This window comes from Tenacibaculum sp. AWR4_210 (assembly GCF_056160945.1).
Genome location: NZ_JBSWYF010000013.1, coordinates 1 through 26,690 on the forward strand (window position 1 = coordinate 1; position 26,690 = coordinate 26,690).

The following is a 26,690-nucleotide window of genomic DNA, read 5'->3' on the forward strand; positions in this document are numbered from 1 at the left end:
GCCCATTAGCGCCGATGGTACTGCCACTGGTGGGAGAGTAGGTCGTCGCCTTTCTTTTAAAACCTCATTACATTCGTAGTGAGGTTTTTTTATGCCTTAAATTGTAATCTTAGCAATTGATACAATGGTAAGAATAATCGATTTAAAAGGCTTATTATAGTATAATGAACTTCTGTGGTATTCGATCAAAATAATACCTTAAACAATGCTTAAAATTAGCTTTAGCCAAAGCTGTATGAAGTATTCAAGTAATAGAAGTAGTTATATATTTAATTTTGCAAAAAAAACCTCGAGTGAGATACTCGAGGTTTTTTATTTAGGTATTTTTTTTCTGCCATTCCCAAGCGGAACGCAGGGCATCGTCTAATGACTTTTCTGGTTGCCATTTAAGTTTAGAGGTAACCATAGTATTATCGGCAAATGCGGCGGTAACATCACCTTTTCGTCGTTCTACAATGGTGTAATTTAATTTTTGTTCAGTTACACGCTCAAATGACTCCACGATTTCTAGCACGGATAATCCAGTACCTGTTCCTACGTTATAGTATTCGTAATTTTCTGTATTTTCCTTATTTACTAATCGAGTAAGAGCGGCAATATGTGCCTTTGCTAAATCAACCACATGAATGTAGTCTCGAACAGCAGTTCCGTCTTTTGTGTCGTAATCATTACCAAAAATAGACAGCTCGTCGCGCAGGCCTATCGCAGTTTGGGTGATATACGGAATTAAATTCTGAGGAACACCTAAGGGAAGTTCACCTATATGAATAGAATCATGAGCTCCGATTGGGTTAAAATAGCGCAATGAAATAGCATTCAATTGATGGGCATTACACGCATCGATAATGATCTCTTCGCCAACTTGTTTTGTATTGCCGTATGGAGATAGAGCGGGTTTTGTTTTTTCTAACTCTGTTATTGGTAGGGTTTCTGCTTGTCCATAAACAGTACAGGAAGAACTAAAAATGAAATTTTTAATATTGTGTTTCACCATTTCTTGCAAAATGTAAACTAAGCTTCCTATATTATTTTCATAGTATTCTAAGGGCTTGTGGACACTTTCACCGACTGCCTTAAAAGCGGCAAAATGAATGATACCATCAATAGAAGTAGTAGCAAATAGTTGTTGAACATCGCTTTTATTTCTCAAATCAAGTTGATGGAAATCAGGTTTGATCCCACTGATTTTTTCAATGTTTTCAAGGACGTCAACCGTTGAATTTGATAAGTCGTCAACAACGATTACACGGTATCCAGATGCTTGTAATTCTACAACAGTATGTGATCCAATAAATCCTAATCCTCCAGTAACAAGTATGTTTTTCATAACTAGTTGATGAATGAGTTGATAGTACTAGAAATAAACTCAAGTTGCTCTTCGTCGAGTTCTGTATGCATTGGTAAGGAAATCACTTCTTGAACCAATTTATTGGTAGTTACGAAGTCTTCTTCCTTGTAACGCTCATCCATATAAGCTTTTTGAGCGTGAAGCGGTACAGGGTAGTAAATGGCATTAGGAATCCCTTGATCTAACAAATGTTGATGTAAGGCATCGCGTTTACCATTGGTAATTCTCAAAGTATATTGGTGAAATACGTGCGTGCTAAATGAACTGATTACTGGTGTAAGAATATTTGGGTTCTCTAAAAATGCATCACTGTAATACATTGCAGCTTTTCTTCTCGCTTCGCAATACGTATCTAAATGTGGTAATTTAGCTTTTAATACTGCAGCTTGTATGCTGTCTAATCGTGAATTAACGCCAACAACATCGTGGTAATAACGCTTGTACATTCCGTGGTTCACCATACCTCTTAAGGTATGCGCTAACTCGTCATCATTTGTAAAAATGGCACCACCATCACCGTAGCAACCGAGGTTTTTTGAAGGGAAGAACGAAGTGGTTCCAACGTGTCCTATACTTCCTGATTTTTGTGTGTGTCCATTGCTAAAGGTATAGTCAGCACCAATCGCTTGAGCGTTGTCTTCTATGACAAATAAGTTGTGTGCTTTAGCAACTTCTAATATGGCCTCCATGTTTGCACATTGTCCAAACAAATGAACAGGTACAATGGCTTTTGTTTTAGGGGTGATGGCGTTTTTAAGTGCATCAATAGACATGTTAAAAGTATCTTCTTCAACATCTACTAGTACAGGTGTTAAATTTAACAATCCAATTACTTCAACAGTTGCAGCAAAGGTGAAATCAACAGTGATGACTTCGTCTCCAGGTTTCAAACCCAACCCCATCATTGCTATTTGAAGAGCATCTGTACCATTTGCACATGGAATTACGTGTTTAACGCCTAAGTATTCTTCTAGATCTTTCTGAAATTCTTTTACATAAGGTCCATTTATATAGGCAGATGAATTCAATACTTCTTGAATAGAAGTATCGACTACGTCTTTTATTTGTTGATATTGACTTTGTAAGTCAACCATGTGAATTTTTTTCATTCTGATGAATTTTATCAGTCCAAAAATACGACTTAATTCTGTTATCTTTGATAGAAATATTTACTATCATGCGCGTACTAAAAAGATTGTTATTATTTGTATTGGGTCTAATTTTGTTATTGATTATCGGAGTTTGGATCTATTCGTTCTATGCGAGCCCTTCTTATGAAGGTCAATTGGAGCTTAAAGAATTGGAGAATCCAGTGGATGTATATTTTGATGATAACGGAATACCTCATATTTATGCCGAATCACAGTACGATGCCTACCAAACACTAGGATATGTACATGCGCAAGATCGCTTGTGGCAAATGGAATTGATTAGAAGAATTGCACCGGGTAGATTATCGGAGCTGTTTGGTGAAAAGTTACTTAAAGTAGATAGGTTTTTTAAAGGTTTGGGTATTGAAGATGCTACAGAAAAAGCACTGCAAAAACTAGATACGACATCAAAGGCCTACAAGCTTACGCAATCTTACTTAAAAGGCGTAAATGAGTTTATTGAGAACGGAAAAACACCCTTGGAGTATCATATGTTAGGGGTAGAAAAAGAACCCTATACGATTCGAGATGTTTATCACGTTTTCGGTTATATGGCGTTTAGCTTTGCCGTGGCGCACAAAACAGACCCATTACTAAATGAAGTCAAGGAAAAGCTGGGAGCTACGTATTTGGAAGAATTACTGGAGGCAACCGAAAGTAATGTGACCGCGATAAAAAATGCACCTGTTCAAAATGTAAAGGGTTCCATGATTACGGAAGTCCAGCAAGTTTTAGAAACGCTGCCAATTCCTACTTTTATAGGGAGTAATTCATGGGTAGTAGGGCCCAATAAAACGGCAAATAAGAAAGTAATTTTTGCCAATGATCCTCATATTGGGTATGCACAGCCAGCAGTGTGGTATCAATCGCATATCGTAACTCCTGATTATGAAATGTACGGCTTTAATTTAGCGTTAACACCCTTTCCGTTATTGGGACATAATAGGAATTACGCGTATGGTTTGACGATGTTTGAAAACGATGATGTCGACTTTTTTTACGAAGAAGACCATCCTTCAGATTCCACAAAATACGCTACGGAAAACGGTTATCAAAAATACCAAATAGCAACTAGGAAGATAAAAGTAAAAGGAGCAGAAGACGTTGTTTTTGAACAGCGAATAAGCAGGCATGGACCGTTAATGAACGAAGTTTTAGAAGGTCTAAATACAACTCGTCCTGTAGCGATGCAGTGGATTTATACCAAAGAAGAGAATCAATTACTCGATGTTGCTTATGAACTTTCGCATGCAAAGTCATTGGAAGGATTTAAACGGGGAGCTGCTAAGTTGCACGCGCCAGGATTGAATATGATGTACGGAGATGCAAGTGATAACATCGCTTGGTTTGCTGCTGGAAAACTTTATAAATACAGAGACAGTATAGAAACAAAAGTGTTTTTAGAAGGGAAGACAGGAAAGGATGAAATCGTTTCTTACCTGAACTTTGATAGCAATCCTCAGGCGGTAAATCCACCATGGAATTATGTCTATTCAGCAAATAATCAACCAGATTCTATTGCTGGGATGCTTTATCCAGGGTATTACCTACCTGAAGACCGAGCAAAGCGTATCGTTCACTTGTTGGAGTCGAAATCTGATATTACCCAAGAGGATATGGAAACCATGATCACGGATATTAGGTCGACCACGGCGCCAGAAATCAGTAACTATTTAATAACGAGTACGGAGCGAGATCATTTGAGTCCAAGTGCTTTAAAGGCATTGGAATTGTTGCAGTCTTGGGACGGTAAATTTGAATTGGAAGCCGTAGGGCCTGTAATTTACAACCGATGGTGGTATGAGTTTGTCAGTGGGACTTTTAAAGACGAACTAGGACCGGCGTTCAAGGTTTTTGTAAATACGCCCCTAGAAGAAAAGGTAATGGCGCAACAAGTGCGTAGAGTAAATTCGGTTTGGTGGGACGATATCAAAACCCCAGAAAAAGAAACGAAACGAGCAATAGTAACGGCGGCTTTCAATAGAACTGTGAGTTTTTTAAAGACACAACTAGGAGAAAATGTCGAAGATTGGAAGTGGAAACGCGTAATGAGTGTTGAACACGAGCATGCTATTGGCAAGGCGGGAGGCCTTTTGAGAAGCTTATTTAACGTAGGACCTTTTGTGTCTCGTGGTGGTGATCAGGTGATCAATAATCATATTTATAAAATTGATAGTACAGGATATTACAAGGTACATGCTGGACCTTCTACTAGGAGGATTATTGATTTTTCGAATATCGAGGGAGCAAAAGCCATTATTCCAACAGGGCAATCTGGAAATTTATTTAGTCCGTATTACGGAAATCAGGCGGAGAAATACGTCAATGGACAGTTCGTACCCATGTTGATAAATGAAGTAAAAATTAAAGAGGTTTCAAAAAAGTTGCGATGCAGTCCAGGAAGATAGAATAAAAAAAGGAGGTTTTAAAACCTCCTTTTTTTAGCTTATGTGATGATATACTTCTTCAAATGGAATTCGAAAGCGTTCTCCATAAACACCTTCGGGTTTACGAACACCACAAGAAACGATCATATTAATTTCTGCTTTTGATGGTATCTTAAGTAATTTTTTTACTCTTTTGGTATCTGAACCTTCCATTGGGCAGGTATCATATCCTTCAGCAGCCATAGACAGCATAAAGGTTTGTGCTGCTAAACCACAGGTTTTATGGGCTACGACACGCATATCGCTGGAGCGAACTTCACGATACATGGGTTTAAACAAGCCCACAATAGAAACGATGAGATATTTTATCCAACCCCAAATTCCAAAAAAGTCACTGTAGGTAAACGGAATGAGTTTGCCGTAGTAGTTTCGCGCAACTTTTTCTCTTGAGCTCTGCTGTTCTTTTGGAGTATTTGTTCCGAATACGCGATCCATATATGCTAGGTTCGCCTTAGCTCTTTTTCTCCAGAGATCTTTTCTTACGACAAAAACGACAAGTTGTTGAGCGGTTCTTGCTGCGTTCTGATTAAAACACAATGGAGCCAATTGAGCTATGAGTTCTGGCGAGCTTACGTGGTAAAATTCCCATAATTGCATATTACTGCTGTTCGGAGCTAAACTCGCTTGTGCAATACAGCGTTTCACTACAGCTGTATCCAGTTTTTTTTCAGGGTCATATACGCGAACCGATCGTCGGTAATCGATCGCTTCACTTACTGTTTTTGTATTCATAGGGAGAGGTTCAAGGCGATTAGCCAAATTTCATTAAGGTTTTGAGTTGTTTTAGTTTGCCTTTATAAGGAGCGTATCGAGTGGGAATATCCAACCAAGTACCGCGACTTACAACACCTTTGTGATGACTGAAAGTATCAAAACTTTGCTTTCCGTGGTATCCTCCAATACCGCTTTCACCAACGCCTCCAAAGGGAAGTCTATGGTTGGCAAAGTGAACAGTAGTGTCATTGATAGTTCCTCCTCCAAAAGAGTATCGTTGGATGATGCGTTTCGCAAAGGCTTTTTTTCCTGTAAATACGTAGAGTGCTAAAGGCTTGTCGTAAGTACCTATAATTCGTTCGAGGTCTTGTTCTGAATGAAAGGTTACTAAGGGTAATATAGGGCCAAAAATTTCTCCTTTCATCACTTCACTATCTAGTGAAGGTTCATCGATGAGGGTTGGAGCAATATAGCAATCTTCTCGGTTGCTAGTGCCACCGATCAAGCAAGTTTCATTTTCGAGCATTTTTGTCAATCGATCGAAATTTTTGGTATTGACAATTCTCGGAAAGTCCTCTGAATTTTCAGGATTCTCTCCGTAAGCTTTGGCAACTTCTTTTTTGAAAGCTTCCACGAAAGCGTCTTTCACACTCGGGTGAATAAGCAAGTAATCGGGAGCAATACAGGTTTGGCCTCCGTTGATGAACTTCCCCCAAACAATGCGTTTTGCGGCTAGGTCAATAGAGGCGCTATCGTCGACAATACAAGGGCTTTTACCACCCAACTCAAGCGTAACCGGAGTGAGGTGTTCGGCTGCAGCTTTGGCAACAATTTTTCCAACAGGAACACTTCCTGTAAAGAATAAATAGTCCCAGCGTTGTGCCAATAATTCTTGTGTTTCAGGAATGCCACCTTCTACCACGGCAACATGGCGTGAATCAAAAACGTTTTCAATAATGCTCTTGATGAGCGCACTGGTATTAGGAGTGAGTTCACTCGGTTTAAGCACCACTGTATTTCCTGCTGCGACAGCTCCAATTACAGGAGCTATGGCTAATTGGTAAGGGTAGTTCCAAGGAGCAATGATAAGCGTATTGCCATAAGGTTCCTTGTATATTTTTGCCGATGATGGAAAATTTAAAATAGAAGGACGTACGCGTTTGGGTTTACTCCAGCTACCCAAATTTTTGATGGCTAGCTTTAATTCAGAGAGTACAATACTGGTTTCTGTCATCACAGCTTCATACGCCGATTTTTTAAAGTCTTGATGTAGTGCAGCGACAATGTCATTTTCTCTTTTTACAAGTTCTGCCTGTAGGCGTTGTAAAGAGGATTTTCTGAAAGATAAATCCTTCGTTGTTTGACTGGCAAAAAAGGCCTTTTGTGCTAGCAGTAGTTCAGGGATATTCATAAATTAGTTTAATTCGCGAAGTTTTTTATTCATTAAGTTAAACCAGAGTGGGGGAAATAAAGCCAAGAGCATCATACCTGGGTATCCAGTTGGCATTTGTGGGCTCTCTGGTAGGGTTTTTAATAGTTGATAATGCTTACTACCGTTGTAATGATGGTCGGAATGACGAGATAGGTTGAACAGCATAAGCTTGCCTATAACGTGGTCAGAATTCCAAGAATGTGTTCTTTTGACACGTTCGTAACGACCGCGACTGTTTTGCTTTCTCAAGAGTCCGTAATGTTCTATGTAATTTACTGTTTCGAGCAGTAATATTCCCACAATGGAAGCAGCTACAAATGCGAAGAGCACCGTAGTTCCCAAGAAATAAAAAATCAGTCCTAACAGTACAACATTACAAAGCGTATAAATCAGCATTCTGTTTTGCCAATGAAAGGCAGGTCGCCCTGAAGCTACGAGCCGTTTGTTTTCAGCTTGCCACGCTTGCCAATAGCTTTGAAAGTGAGAGCGAAACCAAAATAAATACACGACTTCTCCTCGTCGAGCGGTTGCAGCATCCTTCGGGGTTGCCACATTCAAATGATGTCCGGCATTGTGGTAGGGAAGAAAATGTGTGTTTAGTGAACTTAAAAGGAGGATTTCTCCTAGAAATTCGTCAAAGCGATTGTTGCGATGTCCTAGTTCGTGTCCGACATTAATACCGATGACTCCACACATCAAACCCATAGCGAAAATGCGTCCGACAAACTCGGAACTGCTCAAGCCAGGCTCCTGAATGCTCAGGACAAACCAATAGAGATAGAGCAGTTGAACAGGAACGGTGAGGTAGAGTATCCATGTGTAAATAGGGTTTTCCTTTTCCTTGGCTTCTTGCGTTGTATCAAAGTTAGATTTGTCAGGTTTGAACAGGAATTCCATGAGTGGAACGAGTACAAAAAAGACGACTAACGGCAGGTAAACCCACAGTCCTCGTTGCGTAAAAGAAATGGATACCGTGAGTGGTAATATGAGAAAAGCAAGGAATTTTAAAGCCTTCATGGGATTAAATTTCCCTCAATATACGAAATTATAAGCAGGCTTCCCAAACTGGATCTTCAGGTAATGGAGCGGTAATGGAAATGAGTTCTTTACTTACTGGGTGCGTAAATGCGATCTTTCGAGCGTGTAAATGAATACTTCCGTTTTTATTACTGCGTGCAGCACCGTATTTTAAATCTCCTTTAATTGGGGTTCCTAACGACGATAATTGAACGCGTATCTGATGGTGACGACCTGTTTCTAAATCTACCTCCAAAAGGGTATAGTTCGATAGGTTTTTTAGCGTTTCGTAATGTAATACGGCTTTTTTACTCCCAGGAACTTCTTTTTTATGAGCGTAAGACTTATTGTTTTTAGGATTTTTTTTCAGGTAGTGTTCGAGGGTAGCCTTTGCTGGAATTTTCCCCTTTTTAACGACTGCCCAATAGGTCTTTTTGATTTCCTTCTCGCGAAGCATTTTATTGAGTCGTTCCAAAGCCTTTGACGTACGAGCGTAAATTACCACTCCAGAGGTAGGTCGGTCTAAGCGGTGTACGGTACCTAAAAACACATTCCCTGGTTTTTGGTATTTCTCCTTGATATAACTCTTGATAATATCGCTTAGCGGAAGGTCTCCCGTTTTATCTCCTTGGGTGATATCTCCAGCGCGCTTATTGACGATAAGCAAGTGGTTGTCTTCAAAAAGTACCTGTAAATTTTGCGGAGTAGTATGCATTTTATTTAAAATCAGAAGCGACGTCTTCGTTTACTTCTTCGATGAATTTTAAAAACTCAGTTCTTCCAAAACCACTTGAAGAAGACGTTATGAAAGTCATCGGAAGTGATTCCCAATAGTTCAATAATTTCTTCTTGTAAGAGGTAATTTGTTTGTTCAGTTTAGAACTTCCTAGCTTATCAGCTTTGGTAAATACGATTCCAAAAGGAATGCGATTTTCACCGAGAAACTGCATAAATTCTAAATCTATTTTTTGAGGATCATGCCTTGAATCAACCAAAACAAAAGTACAAACCAATTGCTCGCGTTCACGAAAATAATTTTCAATAAACGATTGGAATTTGGCTCTTTTCTTTTTGGAAACCTTTGCGTATCCGTACCCTGGTAAGTCAACCAAAAACCATTCATTATTAATTTTAAAATGATTAATCAGCTGCGTTTTTCCTGGTTTCCCTGATATTTTAGCCAAGTCTTTTCGTTCCATCAACATGTTGATTAATGATGATTTACCAACATTAGAACGACCGATAAAAGCGTATTCAGGAAGACGCTCTTTTGGGCACTTGGTTACATTTGTATTACTTATTACAAATTCTGCCGTTTTGATTTTCATACTTAAATATTTCGAGACTTAAACCAGTTTTCAAGAATTTCATTAAACTCCTCAGGAGTTTCCATCATTGCCGCATGACCACATTTGTCAATCCAAAACAAATCTGAGTCTGGAAGTAGCTTGTGGAAATCTTCAGCAACCTCCGGTGGGGTTACGGTATCCTGTTTCCCCCAAATGAGGCAGGTAGGCTGTTTGAGGTTAGGTAAGTCATTAGCCATATTATGACGAACGGCACTTTTGGCTATGGCCAAGGTGCGCACCAACGAGTTACGATCGTTGATGACTTCGTATACTTGATCCACTAATTCGTCAGTAGCTATATTCGGGTCGTAAAATACATCCCTCGTTTTATTGCGTACAAAATCTTTATCTCCTCTACGCGGATAATTATTTCCCATAGAGTTTTCATACAGTCCTGAACTTCCAGTAAGTACTAAAGCAGCAGCCTCTTCAGGATATTGCTTGATGTAGTACAAAGCGATGTGCCCACCGAGTGAGTTCCCCAATAAAATAACGTCTTTCAGGTTTTTATAGGCGATGAACTCATGTAAGAAATTTGCGAGATTTTTTACATTAGTCTTTAGTAATGGTAGGGTATATAAGGGGAGTTCAGGTATGAATACTTTGTATCCTTTTTCTGAAAAATATTGAAAAGTTGCGTCAAAATTACTCAATGCACCCATGAGTCCGTGTAGTACGATGATTGGTTTTCCTTCTCCTGCTTCTGCGTATGTAAATTTGCCTTCTTTCTTTAAATATTCAGTCATAAAAAGTTTGATTTGACTTAACGACAAATGTAGTTTTTTTTTAGGACTTTTTCATTTTAATTATCTGCCTTCTGAATTTTGTTGAGAAGCTGTTGATTTATAGTTAATTATGGGGTGGTGTAAAAATTATTAACAATGTGGTTTAAAGTGGGAAATTGTGGTATTTTTTTTATATTTTTGATGCAAACTATCGATTTGGAACGTGATAAGTCTTATTGGGACATATGAGTGTAAGATGGATGCGAAAGGCAGATTAATGATGCCAGCAGCGTTCAAAAAGCAGTTGGCCCCAGTATTGCAAGAAGGTTTTGTAGTGAAACGTTCTGTTTTTCAGCGTTGTTTAGAGGTCTATCCAAAACAAGAGTGGGATTTGGTGATGGCCAAGTTGAATAAATTAAATCGATTTGTTAAAAAGAATAACGATTTTATCCGACGATTCACCGCTGGTGTAAAAGTGGTTGAAGTGGATGCTAACGGAAGGATGTTGGTTGCTAAGGATCTCTGTCAGTTTGCAGGGTTGACGAAGGAACTCGTATTGTCGTCGGCAGTAAACATTATAGAAATTTGGGATAAAGACGCTTACGAACAAGTAATTGATGATGCTGTTGTTGATTTTGCTGATTTGGCAGAAGAAGTAATGGGAAATATAGATTTGGATGAATTATCATAGCCCGGTTTTATTAAAGGAAAGTGTGGATGCCTTAGCAATTAAGGAAGATGGAGTGTATGTTGATGTGACCTTTGGAGGAGGTGGGCATTCAAGAGAAATCTTGAGTAGATTGGGGCCTAATGGGCGCCTATTTGCGTTTGATCAAGATCCGGATGCGCAACAAAATAAAATAGAGGATCCACGGTTTGTGTTGATCGGAGAAAATTTTCGTTTTATTTCGAGGTTTTTGAGGTTTTATGGAGTGAAGAAAGTAGATGGCGTTTTGGGAGATCTCGGAGTTTCATCACATCAGTTTGATGCTGCTGAGCGTGGGTTTTCAACGCGTTTTGATGCAGACTTGGATATGAGAATGGATCAAAAGTCGCAATTGTCTGCAAAAGTGGTCGTAAACGATTACGAAGAAAAGCAATTGGCAGATGTCTTGTTTTTGTACGGTGAGTTGAGGAATGCTAGAGCGTTGGCGAAGGCAATTGTAGAAGCTCGATCGGAACGTCGTATTGAAACGAGTTTTCAGTTGAAAGAAGTATTACAGCGCTTTTTGCCGAAAGCGAAGGAACATAAAATCCTGGCGCAAATTTATCAAGCAGTGCGCATCGAGGTCAACCAAGAGTTGGAAGTGTTAAAAGAGTTTTTAATGCAGATCCCTGACTTGTTGAATGAAGATGGACGCCTTAGTGTGATCTCTTATCATTCCTTGGAAGATAGGTTGGTGAAGCGTTTTATCCGTACGGGCCTGTTTAGTGGAGAGCCAGAAAAAGATTTTTACGGGAATACCAATGAGCCTCTAAAGAAAGTGGGGAAAATGATTATTCCTACTAAAGAAGAGATTAAAGAAAATAATAGAGCTAGGAGTGCAAAGTTGCGTATTGCAACATTAAAGTAACGACCATGACGAAGTTGAAAGGTGGGATATACGATGTTTTAAGAGGAGGTTTCTTAACGGATGACAGCGCTTTTAAAAATTGGCGTATGTTAATCTTTGTCGTAGCGTTGTTGCTGGTAATGATTTCTAGTGCACACAGTGTAGATGCCAAGGTGATGAAGCTCGGAGAGCTGAATAAAGAAAAGAGGCGTTTGCGTGCAGAGTACGTAGATACGAGTACCATATTAATGAGAATGAAGTTGGAGAGTAGTATTCGTAAAAAAGTAAAAGGGAAAGGATTGAATCCTTTGGAAAAGCCACCGAAGAAAATTAAAGTAACAATAAATAAAGACTAATAATATTAATGGTAATAAAAAAAAGCATATTAAATAAGCTCTATGTAGTAGTTGTTTTAATGACGCTTTTTTTGGTAGTTATTGTATTTAGGATCATCAACCTCCAATATATAGAAGGAGATAAGTATAGACGATTAGCTAAACAGAATACCGTTAAAAACGATACAATATTTGCAAATAGAGGGAATGTCTATGCGGCGGATGGGAATTTATTGGCGACGTCAATGTCTAAATTCACCATCCGAATGGATGTGGTTACCGTAAAGCAATCGATATTCGAGAAAAATATCCGAGCGCTATCAGATTCGCTTTCGAATATGTTAGGGAAGCCTTCTAGTTATTATCAGAATAAGCTTCGTCAGGCGCAGCAACGTAAAAATCGTTATTTACTCATCGCTCGAAACGTAGGGTATAATGATTACGCTAAAATGAAGACCTTTCCGATATTTAATTTAGGAATGTTTAAGGGAGGCTTCATCGCTGAACAGCAAACAGTGCGAGTGCATCCTATTGGTAAGATTGCAGAGCGTACTATTGGGTATGATGATTATAGAGGAGGTGCCGGTATAGAAGGGGCCTTTGCTAGTTTTATGCAAGGTGAAAATGGTTGGAGGTTAAAGGAGAAGATTGCCAAGGGGCAGTGGAAACCTATTAACGATGGGAACGAAAAAGAACCTGTTGATGGTCATGATGTGATTACCACGATAGATGTAAATGTCCAGGATATTACCCATCATGCGTTGTTAAAGCAATTGGAGAAATTTAATGCAGAACACGGTTGTGCTGTAGTGATGGAGGTGAAAACGGGTAAAATTAGAGCCATTTCTAACCTAGGACGCACCTCTAAAGGAACCTATTACGAAAAGAGAAATTATGCGGTTTGGGAAAGTCATGAGCCTGGATCTACGTTTAAGCTGGCAAGTTTAATGGTGGCTTTAGAAGATCGAGTGATCGATACTTCTGCCATTGTAGACTGCGAGAAAGGGAAGATATTTATCAATAACCGAAAGGTTGAAGATAGTAAGCCAGGTGGGCATGGGAAAATTTCATTAGCACGAGTTTTTGAGGTGTCTTCCAATGTCGGAATTGTAAAAACGATTCGAAAGTATTACGATCGCAAGCCTAAAAAGTTTACAAACAGAATTAAAAAGTTTGGACTCGATCAGTTAACTGGGGTTAAAATTAAGGGAGAAGGTAAACCGTATATCCCGAACCCTTCTGAAAAGAGTTGGCACCCGATTTCGTTAGAGTGGATGGCTTGGGGGTATGGAGTTTCATTGACTCCTTTGCAAACCCTAGCTTTTTACAATGCTGTTGCCAATGATGGCAAACTAGTTAAGCCGTATTTCGTAAAAGAATTGCGTACGGGTAACAAAGTGGATAAGAGTTTTGGTACTGTTGTACTCAGCGATAAGATTGCCTCGCAAACAACCTTGAATAAGGTGAGGAAGATCATGGAAAATACCGTTAAAAAAGGAACGGCTAAAAATATATATTCTCCGAACTTCTCGATGGCAGGTAAAACGGGAACAGCTAAAAAGTGGATTCCAGCCAAGCGAGATGAACAAGGGAAATTGATTCAAGCAGGGCACTATTCAAGTGCGAAATACGTGGCGTCATTTGCCGGATTCTTTCCAGCAAAGAACCCAAAATATTCGTGCATCGTTGTTATTCATGAGCCTAAAAAGGCCTTAGGGTACTACGGATCAAAAGTAGCGGCTCCTGTTTTTAAAGAGATAGCTCACAAGATTTATACATCCACTCCAATTGATAATCAGTTGGTGAATGATACTATTTCTTATGCAGGCTTAGAAAAAGACTATCAGAAGTATTATAAGAAACTGAGTAAGTACAAAACAATAATGCCTAATGTCATTGGAATGAGCGGTATGGATGCCATTGCTCTTCTCGAGAATATGGGAATGAAAGTGAAGTTTTCTGGCATGGGCAGAGTGAAAGAACAATCCGTGGAGAACGGTATAAAATTGAAGAAAGGAACGACGATTTATTTAAAGCTAGCAGATTGAAGCAGGTAAAAGATATATTAGAGAAAGTTGATGTACATTCTGTTGTTGGTGACAGTAATGTACCGGTAGAGGCTATCTGCTTTGACAGTCGTTTGGTAAAAGCAGGGACTTTATTTGTCGCACAGCGAGGTGTGGCAGTGGATGGGCACGATTTTATAGCAAAAGCTATAGCGTCAGGTGCTCGTGCAGTGGTTTGTGAGCAGTTACCAGAAGAACAAGTTCAAGGAGTTACTTATGTAAAGGTGGGCAATGCAAGTCGTGCTTTAGCGGTCATTGCAGCAAATTTTTATAACCATCCGTCAGCAGAACTTACCTTGGTAGGGGTTACTGGGACCAATGGAAAAACAACCGTGGCATCGCTGTTGTATCAGTTGTTTGTCAATGCGGGTTATAAAGTTGGATTGTTGTCAACAGTAAGAGTAATGGTCGGAACTGAAGAGTTTCCGGCAACCCATACAACACCGGATTCTGTGAGTATCAATCACTATATGCGAACCATGGTAGATGCCGGTGTTACTCATTGTTTTATGGAGGTGAGTTCGCATGGAATTCATCAGTGTAGAACAGAGGCTTTGGAGTTTGATGGTGGTGTTTTTACCAATTTGTCACACGATCATTTGGATTATCACAACACGTTCGCAGCCTACAGAGATGTTAAAAAGGCCTTCTTTGACGGTTTGTCTAAAAAGGCATTTGCCTTGGTCAACAGCGATGATAAGAACGGAAACATCATGTTGCAAAATACCAAAGCTAAAAAGCTGAGTTATGCATTAAAATCATTGGCGGACTACAAAGGGAAAGTGCTCGAGAAGAGTTTTTCTGGAAGTTTGTTGACCGTGAATAATGTGGAACTGTGGATTAAGTTAATCGGAAGCTTTAACGCTTATAATGTACTAGCCATTTACGCAGTTGCTGTGGAGCTTGGTATGGATTCGTTTGAAGTATTGCGTTTGCTAAGTGAATTGGAAAGTGTGAGCGGTAGATTTCAATATACAGTTTCTCCTGAAGGGGTGACTGCAATTGTCGATTATGCACATACACCTGATGCGCTCAAAAATGTATTGCAGACTATTAATGATATCCGAACTGGAAAAGAACAGGTGATGACTGTTGTAGGATGCGGAGGAGATCGAGATAAAACCAAGCGACCCAAAATGGCTCAAATAGCGGCTCAGTTAAGTTCGCAGGCTATTTTTACGGCTGACAATCCTCGAACGGAGAATCCGCAAACAATTCTAGACGAAATGGAGGCGGGAGTACCTGAAGAGTACTATGCAAAAACGCTGACCATACTCGATAGAAGACAAGCCATTAAAACGGCTTGTAAGCTTGCAAAACCCGGCGACATCATACTAATTGCAGGAAAGGGGCATGAAACATATCAAGAAATTCAAGGAGAACGCCAGCATTTTGACGATATGGAGGAAGTAGTAATGTGTTTTAAACAATTAAAAGGATAAGGATAGATGCTGTATTATTTGTTTCAATATTTAGAGAAGGAATTTAATTTGACAGGAGCAAGTGTGTTCCAGTTCATCACTTTTAGAGCGGCGGCGGCATTTATTTTGTCTTTGTTAATCACCATGATTTTTGGAAAGCGAATCATTGACTTTCTAAGAAGACAGCAAGTAGGTGAAACCATCCGTGATTTGGGGTTGGAAGGTCAGAATGAAAAAGCGGGAACTCCTACCATGGGAGGACTCATTATAATTTTAGGAACCTTAGTGCCTGTACTGTTATTGGCAAAGCTAGAAAATATATACATCATATTATTATTGATAACTACCCTGTGGATGGGAGTTATCGGCTTTACAGACGATTATATTAAAGTCTTTAAAAAGGACAAACAGGGATTAAAAGGGAAGTTTAAAGTTTTAGGACAGGTTGGTTTAGGAATCATTGTAGGAGCCATGCTGTACTTCCATCAAGATGTCACCATTAAAGAGCAGCTACCGGTAGCACAGCAGGTAGTGCAAGCAAATGGGAAAAAACAAGTTTTCGGAGAAGCACATAAGTCGATTAAAACGACGGTTCCTTTTCTAAAAGATAACGAACTAGATTACGCAAAAGCGTTGAGCTTTTTAGGGGAGAACTTTAGAGATTACGGATGGATAGTGTTCATCTTTATTTCTGTATTCCTCGTAACGGCGGTATCTAACGGAGCTAATTTGACCGATGGTATTGACGGTTTAGCTGCAGGATCATCGGCGATTATGGTAGTTGCCTTAGCCATTTTTGCTTGGGTTTCAGGAAATATCATTTTTGCTGATTATTTAGACGTGATGTACATCCCTAATTCGGGAGAAATGACGGTGTTTATTTTTGCCTTTGCCGGGGCACTCATCGGATTTTTGTGGTACAATACCTACCCGGCTCAAGTGTTTATGGGAGATACGGGGAGTTTAACCATAGGAGGAGTAATTGCCGTTATAGCAATTGCGATACGAAAAGAATTATTATTACCAGTACTTGCAGGAATTTTTGTGGCGGAGAACTTATCAGTGATGTTACAGGTTTCGTATTTCAAGTACACAAAGAAAAAATACGGTGAAGGAAGGCGAATTTTTAAAATGTCGCCGCTGCACCATCACTATCAAAAATTAGGGTATCACGAAAGTAAAATCGTTACCAGATTTTGGATAGTAGGAATATTATTAGCAGTGTTTACTGTAGTAACGCTAAAATTGAGATAATGAAGAGATTGGTTGTGTTAGGTGGTGGAGAAAGCGGTGTAGGAACAGCGATTTTAGGAAAGCAAAAAGGCTTTGAGGTGTTTGTGTCAGATCGAGGAGAGATTGTCGATAAATACAAACGAGTGTTACAAGATCTCTCGGTAACTTTCGAAGAAGGAAGACATACAGAAGAGGAAATTTTAAAAGCCGATGTGGTGATGAAGAGTCCTGGAATTCCAGACCGCGTGCCACTGGTACAAAAGATAAAAGAACAGGGTATTCCCGTAGTTTCTGAAATTGAATTCGCTTCGAAATATACCGATGCGACCATTGTAGGAATAACGGGGTCCAATGGAAAAACAACGACGAGCATGCTAACCCACCACGTGTTGAAAAACGCAGGATTTAAGGTAGGTTTAGCTGGGAACATAGGAGATAGTTTTGCTAAACAAGTGGCAAACGAACAGGTAGATAATTACGTGTTAGAGTTGAGTAGTTTTCAACTCGATGGCATAGAGGAGTTCAGTCCGCATATTGCTGTAATTACGAATATAACTCCTGATCATCTCGATAGGTATGAGTATAAGTTTGAGAACTATATCGCCTCTAAACTGAGAATTACAGAGAATCAGACAGCAGCTGATTTTCTACTATACGATGCGGACGATGAGGTATTAGTGCGAGCTGTTAATTCAATTGAAACAGAGGCAACATTGGTTCCATTTTCTTTGGGTGAAGAACTGGAGTATGGTGCTTTTATTAAAGACAATACGATACAGTTAAATTTATTTGCCAAGGAAGAGCTAATGAAAGTTTCAGAGTTAAAATTACAGGGAAAACACAACACTAAAAACGCAATGGCAGCAGCGATGGCAGCGAGATTATTAAAAGCGAGAAAAGCCTCTATTGCTGAGAGCTTATCAGGGTTTGAAGGAGTAGAACACCGTTTGGAAAGCGTTCAGAGAACCAATGGAGTACAGTTCATTAATGATAGTAAGGCAACCAATGTCAATGCTGCGTTTTACGCACTCGAATGTATGGATGCTCCGACTATCTGGATCGTAGGTGGAGTTGATAAAGGAAATGATTATACCGATTTGCTTCCACTGGTACGTGAAAAGGTGAAGGCGATTGTTTGTTTAGGAATCGACAATACTAAAATTATTGACACGTTTGAGAACGTAGTCGATGAGTTAATTGAAACTGCTGGAGCTGAAGAAGCTGTCAAAGTAGCGTATAAATTAGCGGAAAAAGGCGATACCGTATTGTTATCACCTGCTTGTGCTAGTTTCGATTTATTTAAGAGCTACGAAGACAGAGGAACCAAGTTTAAAAACGCGGTTCGAAATTTATAAAAGACGATTATAGGAATAGATGAAGTCGATTTTTCAACATATCAAAGGAGATAGAGCTATTTGGGCCATTGTGGCAGCATTGGCAATATTTTCATTTATGCCCGTATACAGTGCAAGTACCAATTTGGTATATGTAGTGGGGAAAGGGTCGACTATTGGGCACCTGTTAAAGCACATAGTGCTCTTGATTACAGGTTTTGCCATCATTTACGGAGTGCATAAAATCCCCTATCGATATTTTAGTGGAGGAGCCGTACTCATGCTGCCTGTTGTGGTATTGTTGCTCGTAGTTACTTTGGCGCAAGGAACGACCATTGGTGGAGCCAATGCGAGTAGATGGATACGGATTCCATTTGTAGGAATAGGGTTTCAAACTTCTACTTTGGCAGGGGTTGTGCTTATGGTATACGTAGCGAGGTACTTGGCAAAGAACAAAGAGAAACGGATAGAGTTTAAAGATAGTTTGATTCAGCTATGGTTACCAGTAGGCATTATTTTAATGTTGGTGTTACCGGCGAATTTTTCAACAACAGCGATTGTATTTACCATGATTTTGTTGTTGACCTTTATAGGAGGTTACCCGTTAAAATACATCGGGTATATTTTAAGTATTGGATTGTTCTCGTTGCTGTTTTTTATTCTGGTAGCAAAAGCTTTTCCTGATGCAATGCCCAACCGTGTTGATACTTGGTTGAGTAGATTGGAAAACTTTTCGAAAGAAGGAGGAACGGAGAATTATCAAGTACAGAAGGCGAAAATAGCTATTGCAACGGGAGGTCCGTTGGGTAAAGGAGGAGGAAAAGGTGTACAGAAAAATTTCTTACCCCAGTCGTCTTCCGATTTTATCTATGCAATTATCGTAGAAGAATACGGATTATTAGGAGGAGGAATTGTCGTTTTTATGTACTTCCTACTCTTGTTTAGAATATTAGTCACCGCTAAAAAAGCGACGACTATTTTTGGAACACTCATGGTTATAGGGGTTGGAATTCCCATTGTATTTCAGGCGATAATTAACATGGCTGTTGCAGTGAATATATTACCAGTGACAGGACAAACACTACCCTTGATAAGTAGTGGAGGTACCTCGATTTGGATGACTTGTTTTGCACTCGGGATCATCCTGAGCGTGAGCGGATCAAAAGATGAAACAGAGGAGACGATCTTGGATGATAATCCCCTGGATATTTTACACGAAACCATTTAAATTGAATCGTGTAGTAAAAGAAATGGAAATTAATTTTTGGACATGCAGAAATCGTTAAGAGTCATTATTAGTGGAGGAGGAACAGGAGGGCATATTTATCCGGCAATTGCTATTGCGAACGAGATAAAGCTGCGCTACCCTGAGGCCGCTATTTTGTTTGTAGGGGCCAAAGATAAAATGGAAATGGAGAAGGTTCCTCAAGCAGGTTATGAAATTAAAGGATTGTGGATATCTGGAATTCAACGCAAGCTTACAGCGAAGAACTTGAGTTTTCCTTTTAAGTTGTTGAGTAGTTTGTGGAAGGCAGGGAGGATTGTTAAAAAGTTCAAACCGAATGTAGTGATAGGTACTGGTGGCTTTGCGAGCGGACCTACCTTGATGATGGCGAATAGAAAGGGAATTCCAACCTTAGTGCAGGAGCAAAACTCGTATCCCGGAATTACCAATAAGCTGGTAGGGAAAAAGGCGAGTAAAGTATGTGTGGCATACGATCATCTAGAACGTTTTTTTCCGGAAGAAAAACTAGTGAAAACAGGAAATCCCGTTCGACAGGATCTCTTGTTTATACACACCAAAACAGAAGAAGGAAAGGCCTTTTTTGAATTGGATACCGAACGAAAAACACTATTGGTTTTAGGAGGAAGTTTAGGAGCTCGAAGAATCAATGAATTGATAGAAGAGCAGTTGGATTTTTTTGCTGCCCAGGATGTTCAAGTTATATGGCAGTGTGGTAAATTGTATTACGAGCAATACAAAAAATACAACGAGCGAGAAGGGGTACAAGTACACGCCTTTTTAAATCGAATGGATTTGGCATATGCCGCAGCCGATTTTATTGTTTCTCGTGCAGGTGCAAGCTCGGTTTCTGAACTGTGTATTGTAGGGAAACCGACGATATTTATTCCTTCACCTAATGTGGCGGAGGATCACCAAACAAAGAACGCCAAAGCTATTGTAGATAAGCACGGTGCCATTTTGTTGAAAGAGCGTGAATTGCAAACATTTCCAATTGTGGTGGAAACCTTGTTAAAAGACAAGGGGAAGCAGGAAAGTTTGAGCGAAAATATAAAGATGTTGGCATTGCCCAACGCGACAAATGATATTGTCAATCAAGTGATAAAAATAATTAGTTAAAAGCCGTAGAAAGGTAGTTAATGAAGTTACAAGCGATACATAATGTATTTTTTATAGGAGTTGGAGGTATTGGAATGAGTGCCTTAGCTAGGTATTTTGTGGCCAATGGAAAACGCGTAGCGGGATATGATAAAACAGCTTCCCCGATAACGGAATCCTTGAGTGACCTCGGAGTAGAGGTGCATTACAAAGATGCCGTATCAGAAATTCCAATTGAGTTTTTATCTAGCGATAGTACTTTGGTGGTATACACACCTGCCGTTCCGAAAACACATACAGAACTTAATTATTTTCGTGACAACCATTTTACCGTTTTGAAACGCGCTGAGGTTTTAGGGCTCATTACCAAGGAAACATTTTGTTTTGGAGTAGCAGGAACTCATGGGAAAACCACGACTTCTGCAATTTTAGGACATTTGATGCAACCTGTAGGAGCGACTGCCTTTTTAGGTGGAATTACCGAAAATTACCAGTCTAATTTAATTTTAGGTAAAGAAGATATTAGTGTGGTGGAGGCCGATGAGTTTGATCGTTCGTTTTTGCATCTAGCACCTAACATCGCTTGTGTGACATCGATGGATGCTGACCATTTGGATATCTACGGAGAGGCTGCTGCATTGGAGAGTTCCTTTACAGATTTTGCCAATTCGGTTAGTGATACCTTGTTGGTAGCAAAAGGACTGCCCTTAAAAGGGTTAACCTATGCCGTAGACGAACCTGCTGATTATCGAGCTCATGATGTTCGTATAGAAGGAGCGAAGTACGTATTTGATGTGACAACGCCTACAAAGCAGTTAAAAGGATTGCAGTTTGGGTTACCCGGAAAGCACAACTTGATGAATGCTTTAGCAGCACTGGCTATGGCCGATGTTTACGGAGTTGACAGTGAAGTAATCAAAGCACAGTTAGAGAGTTTTAAAGGGGTGCACCGACGATTTTCGTATAAAATCCAATCGGAGGCAATGACGTTAATCGATGATTATGCCCACCACCCAACAGAAATTCAAGCGGTGGTACAGGCAGTCAGAGAATTGTATCCGGAAAAGAAAGTCATGGCAATTTTTCAGCCGCATCTGTTCAGTAGAACACGTGATTTTGCCGATGATTTCGCACGAGCATTGGCTGGGTTTGATGAATTGTATTTATTAGATATATATCCAGCGAGAGAATTGCCAATTCCAGGAATTACCTCGGAATGGTTGTTAGAGAAAATAGCGTTGGAAAACAAGCAATTGCTTCAAAAGAGCGAAGTGCTTACAACAGTAAAAGAAACGACCGCTTCAGTTATTGTTATGATTGGAGCAGGAGATATTGGTTTATTAGTAAATGAAGTAAAAGAAGCATTAAAACACAAATGTAGTAGCACACAGTGAAAAGACTATTAGTATACATAGCGTTTGTAGTATTGGTTGGATTCTTGTTCTTTTTGTACGGATTTACAGGAAAGCGTAATGGGGCAAAAAAGATAAAGAGACCGGTGATAGAATTTGCAGGAGGGAGTAATAACTTCTTGACACACAGTTCGGTGGATAAAATGTTAATACAAAATTCAAAATTTGTTGAAAACCAACCGAAAAGTGTAGTAGATTTACACCTTCTTGAAACGAATGTTTCAGCAAGCCCATACGTAGAAAATGCTACTGTGTTTCTAACCATCAATGGGGTGTTGAAAACCTTTATCAAACAACGAACGCCCATCGCTCGTATTGTCGATAAGGAAGAGCCTTATTACATTGATAAACACGGAGTAGAAATTCCTTTATCAATAAACCATTCGGCTCGAGTACCATTGGTTTCGGGAGTGGGGAATGTTGAGGAAATCAAAGAACTAATACAACTAATTACTATTATATCGAGTGACGACTTTTTTGCTAAAGAAGTTGTTGCAATTGACAAGAACGCCCAAAACGATTATGTTTTTGGAGTGCGTACCGGGAGTTATAAAATAGTTTTTGGTGGGCTAGCGAATGCGCAGTTGAAATTGAAAAAACTGAAAGCATTTTATAACAAAACACTTGTTGATGGATCGATAAGAAAGTACAAAAGTATTAACCTAAAGTATCACAACCAGGTTGTGTGCACAAAACAGTCTCAAGATGGAGAACAATAAATTAGCAGTTGGATTAGATATTGGTACAACAAAGATTGTTGCCATGATCGGTCGAAAAAACGAATATGGAAAACTTGAAGTTTTAGGTATTGGTAAAGCTAAAAGTTTAGGGGTTAAACGAGGAGTTGTGAACAACATTACTCAAACGATTCAGTCCATACAACAGGCAGTGGATGAAGCGCAGAGTGTTTCAGGTAAAATGATTGATGATGTCGTAGTAGGTATTGCCGGTCAACACATACGCAGTTTGCACCACAGTGATTATATCACTCGTGAAAAATCGGACGTGGTTATTGACGATACAGATATCGAAAACCTCGTCGGACAAGTACACAAATTAGTGATGCTTCCCGGTGAAGAAATAATTCACGTGTTACCACAGGAGTACAAAGTAGATAGCCAACCCGATATAAAGGAGCCTATTGGTATGTACGGAGGGCGTCTTGAGGCTAACTTTCACGTGGTAGTAGGGCAGGTATCGTCGATACGTAATATCGGACGCTGTGTAAAAAGCGCAGGCTTAGCATTGGCAGATATTACCCTAGAGCCCTTAGCATCTGCTTCAGCAGTGTTAAGTCAGGAAGAAAAAGAAGCCGGAGTGGCTTTAATAGATATAGGTGGAGGTACCACCGATTTGGCAATTTTTAAAGATGGAATTATACGACATACCGCAGTAATTCCATTTGGTGGTAATGTAATTACCGAAGATATAAAGGAAGGATGTTCCATTATTGAAAAACAGGCAGAACTACTCAAAATCAAGTTTGGATCAGCTTGGCCGGGAGAAAATAAAGAAACAGAAATCGTTTCTATTCCTGGTTTAAGAGGTAGAGAGCCAAAGGAAATTACGTTGAAAAACTTATCAAAGATAATACATGCTCGTGTCCAAGAGATTATCGAGCACGTGTATCTGGAAATAAAAAATTATGGACACGAAACCCAAAAAGGTAAACTCATCGCAGGGATAGTACTCACAGGTGGAGGCTCACAGTTAAAGCACTTGCGCCAACTTGTAGAATACATTACAGGGATGGACGTTCGTATAGGGTATCCGAATGAACATTTAGCAGGTGATTCTGACGAGGTACTCTCAAGTCCGGCCTATGCCACTGCTGTAGGTTTACTAATGGAAGGGTTAGAGAAACAAGCAAAAGAAGAAACTCGAGTGGAAGAAGAACCAGCTCCTTTAGAGCAGGAACCCGAAATGAAAGTGCCTTCGGAAGAAGAAGAACTAAAAGAAGAGCCTTTAGAAAAGGAAGAACCTAGGAAACCAAAATCTAAATCATTCTTTGAAAAATTTACAGAACGATTTAAAGAATTTTTAGATAATGCAGAATAATATTATAAGATATAGTACGTATAATAACTCCAACATCCCCTACTCGGAGTTGCTGAACAAAAATTTAAATTAAAAGAAAAGTTATTATGAGCGCAGAATTTGATAACATTTCATTCGACATGCCAAAAACACAGTCTAACGCGATCAAAGTGATCGGTGTTGGAGGGGGAGGTAGCAATGCAGTAAATCACATGTATAGTAAACAGATTCACGGAGTAGATTTCGTAATCTGTAATACAGATGCACAAGCATTGGAAAACAGTCCAATTCCGAATAAAATTCAGTTGGGAGCTCACTTAACCTCAGGGTTAGGTGCTGGTGCAAATCCTGAAATTGGAGCGCAAGCAGCCGCTGAAAGTATTCAAGAAATTCAACAGATGTTAAGTACACATACCAAAATGGTGTTTATCACCGCCGGTATGGGGGGAGGTACTGGTACTGGTGCCGCTCCTATCATTGCGAAAATCGCAAAAGATATGGACATCTTAACGGTAGGTATTGTTACCATGCCGTTCCAATTTGAAGGAAGAAGACGTGCAAAGCAAGCTCAAAATGGTATTGATGAGTTGCGTAATAACGTAGATTCTCTTATTGTTATTAATAACAATAAATTACGTGAAGTTTACGGTAATTTAGGATTCAAAGCAGGGTTCTCTAAGGCCGATGAGGTGTTAGCAACCGCTGCAAAGGGTATTGCAGAAGTAATTACCCATCACTATAAACAAAATATCGATTTACACGATGCTAAAACCGTGTTGTCTGATAGTGGAACTGCGATTATGGGATCGGCTAAAGAGTCAGGAGCCAATCGTGCACAAGCAGCCATTGTAAAAGCATTGGACTCACCGCTATTAAACGATAACAAAATTACCGGTGCTAAAAATGTATTGTTATTAATCGTATCAGGTGCCAACGAAGTTACCTTAGACGAGATTGGTGAAATCAATGATTACATCCAAGAAGAGGCTGGGTACGATGCCAATATTATTATGGGTATCGGTGAAGATGAAAGCTTGGAAGATGGATTGGCAGTTACCGTAGTAGCTACGGGTTTTGCAGCCGACCAACAGGGTAATATTACCAATACTGAAGTTAAGAAAATCGTACATACCTTAGAGGATGAACAAAAAGCAACCTATAGTTTTGACGATGCTAAAGTTGAAAAAGCGCCGGGTTTGCAAGAACCGTTGACAAAACGTCCTACTGATAAGGTGGTACACGTTTTAGAAGAGGAAACTCCAAAACAAAAGCCGACGACGGATTTGGTGTATACTTCAGAGTTTATCGAAAACATTCCAGTAACTTTTGAGGAAGTTACTATTGATACCATTTCAGAAGAAGATTTTATCATTACCAATGTTACTCCTGAACTTCCTCAGGATACTTTGGATGATAAGCCTCAGTACATTCAACAAGATTTGTTGTTTGACTTACCGTTGAATTCCTATGAAGAGGTAGCTCCAAAATCTAATTTGATAGAGACTACTGAAGATATCAAAGGAATCGATGTACAAGCGGAAAAAGTGAGTGCAGAACCAGTAAAAAAACGCTATGTGTTGGATGACTTTTCTGCTGAACCTACCATTGGTAAAAGCTCAAGACCTACCATTCAACAAGAGGTAGATGAGGCTTTGGAGTTTAAGGTGAAAACGCAAGTAGAAGACAAGTCTACTGCGGAAGGTTCAAATGATGAAGCTTCTCCGTTGAGCTTAACGATTTCTGAATTGCAGAAAAGAGCCCAAGAAAGACGTGAGAAAATGAAGGGTTTTAATTATAAGTTCGCCGATCAGGTGAGCAAGAATATCGATGAAATTGAACGTCAACCAGCGTACAAGCGCCTGGGAGTGGATATCGATGCCAACCGCGATATCAGCAAATCAGATACGGCGTTAAACACCGACAATAATGATTTATTGAAATCAAATAATTCGTTTTTACACGATAATGTTGACTAATTGAAAAAAAAAATTATAATTTTAGCACCCTATTGCGCTAAGGTGCTATAGTTAAATACGAGTAAAATGAGTATACAAGCAGAGCTAATGACAAAAATGAAAGAAGCTATGAAGTCAAAAGACACCGTAGCATTAACCGCTTTACGAGCGTTGAAGTCAGCATTTATGTTGATGAAGACTGAAAGTGGAGCAGGAGAATTGTCAGAAGCAGAAGAGTTAAAGGTTGTTCAGAAACAGGTAAAGCAACGTAAAGACAGTGCGACACTATTTGCCGAACAAGGAAGAGACGATTTAGCAGCTCCTGAATTGGCAGAAGCAGCCGTGCTTGAACAATTTTTACCAGAAGCCCTAAGTGCAGATGCACTGACGGCAATAGTCAAAGAAACCATTGCTGAGGTGGGTGCCGAAGGGATGAAAGATATGGGGAAAGTCATGGGCTTAGTTACCAAAAAGGTAGCTGGTCAAGCCGATGGAAAAACCATTTCATCTGAGGTGAAAGCTCAGCTTTCTTAGTTAAATATGCTGACCTTGTAGTTCAATTGGATAGAACATCAGATTTCGGCTCTGACGATGAGGGTTCGAGTCCTTCCTGGGTCACTGAAAGCCCTTGTAAACACTTAGTTTACGAGGGCTTTTTTATTGGTTTTAATGGCACATGGACGTCTTTCTCTACACGGATGCGTAGCTAGTCGCTTCCGTACGAGGACAATACTAATTGCCTGCTAGTTACTTCGATTATTTTCAATGCCGTTGTTAATAGTTGTTTTTACTACAAATAATAGCATTTTAGGATGGTGGC

23 protein-coding genes and 1 tRNA gene are annotated in these 26,690 nt (G+C 39.6%); 16 read left to right on the top strand and 8 right to left on the bottom strand.

Features of this window, described 5'->3' with window-relative positions; translation table 11 throughout:
* Nucleotides 1-316: 316 nt before the first annotated feature.
* Both galE and ACXAG7_RS18155 read right to left on the bottom strand, forming a co-directional pair.
* On the bottom strand, nt 317-1,327 hold the full coding sequence (gene galE, locus ACXAG7_RS18150; protein WP_476667718.1) for a UDP-glucose 4-epimerase GalE: 1,011 nt from the start codon (nt 1,325-1,327) through the stop codon (nt 317-319).
* 2 nt (nt 1,328-1,329) lie between these two features.
* Nucleotides 1,330-2,457 (bottom strand): DegT/DnrJ/EryC1/StrS family aminotransferase, encoded by a 1,128-nt coding sequence (locus tag ACXAG7_RS18155; protein WP_408045318.1) that lies wholly within the window; start codon nt 2,455-2,457, stop codon nt 1,330-1,332.
* A gap of 68 nt (nt 2,458-2,525) precedes the next feature.
* Here ACXAG7_RS18155 and ACXAG7_RS18160 point away from each other — a divergent pair, with 68 nt between their 5' ends.
* A complete protein-coding gene (locus ACXAG7_RS18160; RefSeq protein ID WP_476667719.1) occupies nt 2,526-4,907 on the top strand; it encodes a penicillin acylase family protein in 2,382 nt (793 codons plus the stop codon).
* 33 nt (nt 4,908-4,940) lie between these two features.
* On the opposite strand, the gene ACXAG7_RS18165 is transcribed toward ACXAG7_RS18160, so the two are convergent.
* Genes ACXAG7_RS18165 through ACXAG7_RS18190 form a run of 6 tightly spaced genes read right to left on the bottom strand, consistent with a single transcriptional unit; the run spans nt 4,941 to nt 10,204 of the window.
* Nucleotides 4,941-5,678, bottom strand: coding sequence for a nitroreductase family protein (locus ACXAG7_RS18165; protein ID WP_476667720.1), 738 nt, complete (start codon nt 5,676-5,678; stop codon nt 4,941-4,943).
* A gap of 19 nt (nt 5,679-5,697) precedes the next feature.
* Nucleotides 5,698-7,071: an aldehyde dehydrogenase gene (locus ACXAG7_RS18170; protein ID WP_408045315.1), complete on the bottom strand. Its 1,374-nt coding sequence runs from the start codon at nt 7,069-7,071 to the stop codon at nt 5,698-5,700.
* A 3-nt stretch (nt 7,072-7,074) separates the two neighbouring features.
* Nucleotides 7,075-8,109 carry an alkane 1-monooxygenase gene (locus tag ACXAG7_RS18175; protein WP_408045314.1) on the bottom strand — a complete coding sequence of 345 codons (1,035 nt, stop codon included), beginning with the start codon at nt 8,107-8,109 and terminating at the stop codon, nt 7,075-7,077.
* 28 nt (nt 8,110-8,137) lie between these two features.
* A complete protein-coding gene (locus ACXAG7_RS18180; protein ID WP_408045313.1) occupies nt 8,138-8,824 on the bottom strand; it encodes an RluA family pseudouridine synthase in 687 nt (228 codons plus the stop codon).
* A 1-nt stretch (nt 8,825) separates the two neighbouring features.
* The gene (gene yihA, locus ACXAG7_RS18185; protein ID WP_408045312.1) at nt 8,826-9,437 is read right to left on the bottom strand and encodes a ribosome biogenesis GTP-binding protein YihA/YsxC; all 612 of its coding nucleotides are present in this window, start codon (nt 9,435-9,437) and stop codon (nt 8,826-8,828) included.
* 2 nt (nt 9,438-9,439) lie between these two features.
* Nucleotides 9,440-10,204 (bottom strand): alpha/beta fold hydrolase, encoded by a 765-nt coding sequence (locus ACXAG7_RS18190; RefSeq protein ID WP_408045311.1) that lies wholly within the window; start codon nt 10,202-10,204, stop codon nt 9,440-9,442.
* 202 nt (nt 10,205-10,406) lie between these two features.
* Between ACXAG7_RS18190 and mraZ the strand changes: the two genes are divergently transcribed.
* From mraZ to ACXAG7_RS18265, 15 genes are all read left to right on the top strand, one after another.
* Entirely contained in the window at nt 10,407-10,874 is a 468-nt protein-coding gene (gene mraZ / locus ACXAG7_RS18195; protein WP_408045310.1) for a division/cell wall cluster transcriptional repressor MraZ, read from the top strand.
* On the top strand, nt 10,861-11,757 hold the full coding sequence (rsmH, locus tag ACXAG7_RS18200) for a 16S rRNA (cytosine(1402)-N(4))-methyltransferase RsmH (RefSeq protein WP_408045309.1): 897 nt from the start codon (nt 10,861-10,863) through the stop codon (nt 11,755-11,757). The genes mraZ and rsmH overlap by 14 nt, the downstream gene beginning before the upstream one ends.
* Nucleotides 11,758-11,762: 5 nt before the next feature.
* A complete protein-coding gene (locus tag ACXAG7_RS18205) occupies nt 11,763-12,092 on the top strand; it encodes an FtsL-like putative cell division protein (RefSeq protein WP_408045308.1) in 330 nt (109 codons plus the stop codon).
* An 8-nt stretch (nt 12,093-12,100) separates the two neighbouring features.
* Complete coding sequence (locus tag ACXAG7_RS18210) at nt 12,101-14,119, top strand: penicillin-binding protein (protein ID WP_476667721.1); 2,019 nt, start codon at nt 12,101-12,103, stop codon at nt 14,117-14,119.
* Nucleotides 14,116-15,579 carry a UDP-N-acetylmuramoyl-L-alanyl-D-glutamate--2,6-diaminopimelate ligase gene (locus ACXAG7_RS18215; RefSeq protein ID WP_408045306.1) on the top strand — a complete coding sequence of 488 codons (1,464 nt, stop codon included), beginning with the start codon at nt 14,116-14,118 and terminating at the stop codon, nt 15,577-15,579. The genes ACXAG7_RS18210 and ACXAG7_RS18215 overlap by 4 nt, the downstream gene beginning before the upstream one ends.
* A gap of 6 nt (nt 15,580-15,585) precedes the next feature.
* Complete coding sequence (gene mraY, locus ACXAG7_RS18220) at nt 15,586-16,812, top strand: phospho-N-acetylmuramoyl-pentapeptide-transferase (RefSeq protein WP_408045305.1); 1,227 nt, start codon at nt 15,586-15,588, stop codon at nt 16,810-16,812.
* Nucleotides 16,812-18,146, top strand: a complete 1,335-nt coding sequence (gene murD / locus ACXAG7_RS18225) for a UDP-N-acetylmuramoyl-L-alanine--D-glutamate ligase (RefSeq protein WP_408045304.1) — start codon at nt 16,812-16,814, stop codon at nt 18,144-18,146. The genes mraY and murD overlap by 1 nt, the downstream gene beginning before the upstream one ends.
* Before the next feature lie 19 nt (nt 18,147-18,165).
* Complete coding sequence (locus ACXAG7_RS18230) at nt 18,166-19,353, top strand: FtsW/RodA/SpoVE family cell cycle protein (protein WP_476667722.1); 1,188 nt, start codon at nt 18,166-18,168, stop codon at nt 19,351-19,353.
* Nucleotides 19,354-19,395: 42 nt separating this feature from the next.
* Nucleotides 19,396-20,487 carry an undecaprenyldiphospho-muramoylpentapeptide beta-N-acetylglucosaminyltransferase gene (murG, locus tag ACXAG7_RS18235; RefSeq protein WP_408045302.1) on the top strand — a complete coding sequence of 364 codons (1,092 nt, stop codon included), beginning with the start codon at nt 19,396-19,398 and terminating at the stop codon, nt 20,485-20,487.
* 20 nt (nt 20,488-20,507) lie between these two features.
* Entirely contained in the window at nt 20,508-21,860 is a 1,353-nt protein-coding gene (gene murC, locus ACXAG7_RS18240; RefSeq protein WP_408045301.1) for a UDP-N-acetylmuramate--L-alanine ligase, read from the top strand.
* Nucleotides 21,857-22,597, top strand: coding sequence for a cell division protein FtsQ/DivIB (locus tag ACXAG7_RS18245; RefSeq protein ID WP_408045300.1), 741 nt, complete (start codon nt 21,857-21,859; stop codon nt 22,595-22,597). Before murC ends, ACXAG7_RS18245 begins: the two co-directional genes overlap by 4 nt.
* Nucleotides 22,584-23,936 carry a cell division protein FtsA gene (gene ftsA, locus ACXAG7_RS18250; protein WP_408045299.1) on the top strand — a complete coding sequence of 451 codons (1,353 nt, stop codon included), beginning with the start codon at nt 22,584-22,586 and terminating at the stop codon, nt 23,934-23,936. The genes ACXAG7_RS18245 and ftsA overlap by 14 nt, the downstream gene beginning before the upstream one ends.
* Before the next feature lie 86 nt (nt 23,937-24,022).
* The gene (gene ftsZ / locus ACXAG7_RS18255) at nt 24,023-25,891 is read left to right on the top strand and encodes a cell division protein FtsZ (RefSeq protein ID WP_476667723.1); all 1,869 of its coding nucleotides are present in this window, start codon (nt 24,023-24,025) and stop codon (nt 25,889-25,891) included.
* 66 nt (nt 25,892-25,957) lie between these two features.
* Nucleotides 25,958-26,404 (top strand): GatB/YqeY domain-containing protein, encoded by a 447-nt coding sequence (locus ACXAG7_RS18260; RefSeq protein WP_408045297.1) that lies wholly within the window; start codon nt 25,958-25,960, stop codon nt 26,402-26,404.
* An 11-nt stretch (nt 26,405-26,415) separates the two neighbouring features.
* A tRNA-Arg gene (locus tag ACXAG7_RS18265) sits at nt 26,416-26,488 on the top strand.
* The last annotated feature ends 202 nt before the right edge of the window (nt 26,489-26,690 follow it).

Coding starts and splice junctions, on each gene's coding strand:
- rsmH (WP_408045309.1), top strand. CDS start 10,861: ATGAATTATCATAGCCCGGTTTTATTAAAGGAAAGTGTGGATGCCTTA.
- ACXAG7_RS18155 (WP_408045318.1), bottom strand. CDS start 2,457: ATGAAAAAAATTCACATGGTTGACTTACAAAGTCAATATCAACAAATA.
- galE (WP_476667718.1), bottom strand. CDS start 1,327: ATGAAAAACATACTTGTTACTGGAGGATTAGGATTTATTGGATCACAT.
- ACXAG7_RS18175 (WP_408045314.1), bottom strand. CDS start 8,109: ATGAAGGCTTTAAAATTCCTTGCTTTTCTCATATTACCACTCACGGTA.
- ACXAG7_RS18165 (WP_476667720.1), bottom strand. CDS start 5,678: ATGAATACAAAAACAGTAAGTGAAGCGATCGATTACCGACGATCGGTT.
- ACXAG7_RS18260 (WP_408045297.1), top strand. CDS start 25,958: ATGAGTATACAAGCAGAGCTAATGACAAAAATGAAAGAAGCTATGAAG.
- ACXAG7_RS18205 (WP_408045308.1), top strand. CDS start 11,763: ATGACGAAGTTGAAAGGTGGGATATACGATGTTTTAAGAGGAGGTTTC.
- ACXAG7_RS18210 (WP_476667721.1), top strand. CDS start 12,101: ATGGTAATAAAAAAAAGCATATTAAATAAGCTCTATGTAGTAGTTGTT.
- ACXAG7_RS18190 (WP_408045311.1), bottom strand. CDS start 10,204: ATGACTGAATATTTAAAGAAAGAAGGCAAATTTACATACGCAGAAGCA.
- murD (WP_408045304.1), top strand. CDS start 16,812: ATGAAGAGATTGGTTGTGTTAGGTGGTGGAGAAAGCGGTGTAGGAACA.
- mraY (WP_408045305.1), top strand. CDS start 15,586: ATGCTGTATTATTTGTTTCAATATTTAGAGAAGGAATTTAATTTGACA.
- murG (WP_408045302.1), top strand. CDS start 19,396: ATGCAGAAATCGTTAAGAGTCATTATTAGTGGAGGAGGAACAGGAGGG.
- ACXAG7_RS18170 (WP_408045315.1), bottom strand. CDS start 7,071: ATGAATATCCCTGAACTACTGCTAGCACAAAAGGCCTTTTTTGCCAGT.
- ACXAG7_RS18230 (WP_476667722.1), top strand. CDS start 18,166: ATGAAGTCGATTTTTCAACATATCAAAGGAGATAGAGCTATTTGGGCC.
- ACXAG7_RS18160 (WP_476667719.1), top strand. CDS start 2,526: ATGCGCGTACTAAAAAGATTGTTATTATTTGTATTGGGTCTAATTTTG.
- yihA (WP_408045312.1), bottom strand. CDS start 9,437: ATGAAAATCAAAACGGCAGAATTTGTAATAAGTAATACAAATGTAACC.
- ftsA (WP_408045299.1), top strand. CDS start 22,584: ATGGAGAACAATAAATTAGCAGTTGGATTAGATATTGGTACAACAAAG.
- murC (WP_408045301.1), top strand. CDS start 20,508: ATGAAGTTACAAGCGATACATAATGTATTTTTTATAGGAGTTGGAGGT.
- ACXAG7_RS18180 (WP_408045313.1), bottom strand. CDS start 8,824: ATGCATACTACTCCGCAAAATTTACAGGTACTTTTTGAAGACAACCAC.
- ftsZ (WP_476667723.1), top strand. CDS start 24,023: ATGAGCGCAGAATTTGATAACATTTCATTCGACATGCCAAAAACACAG.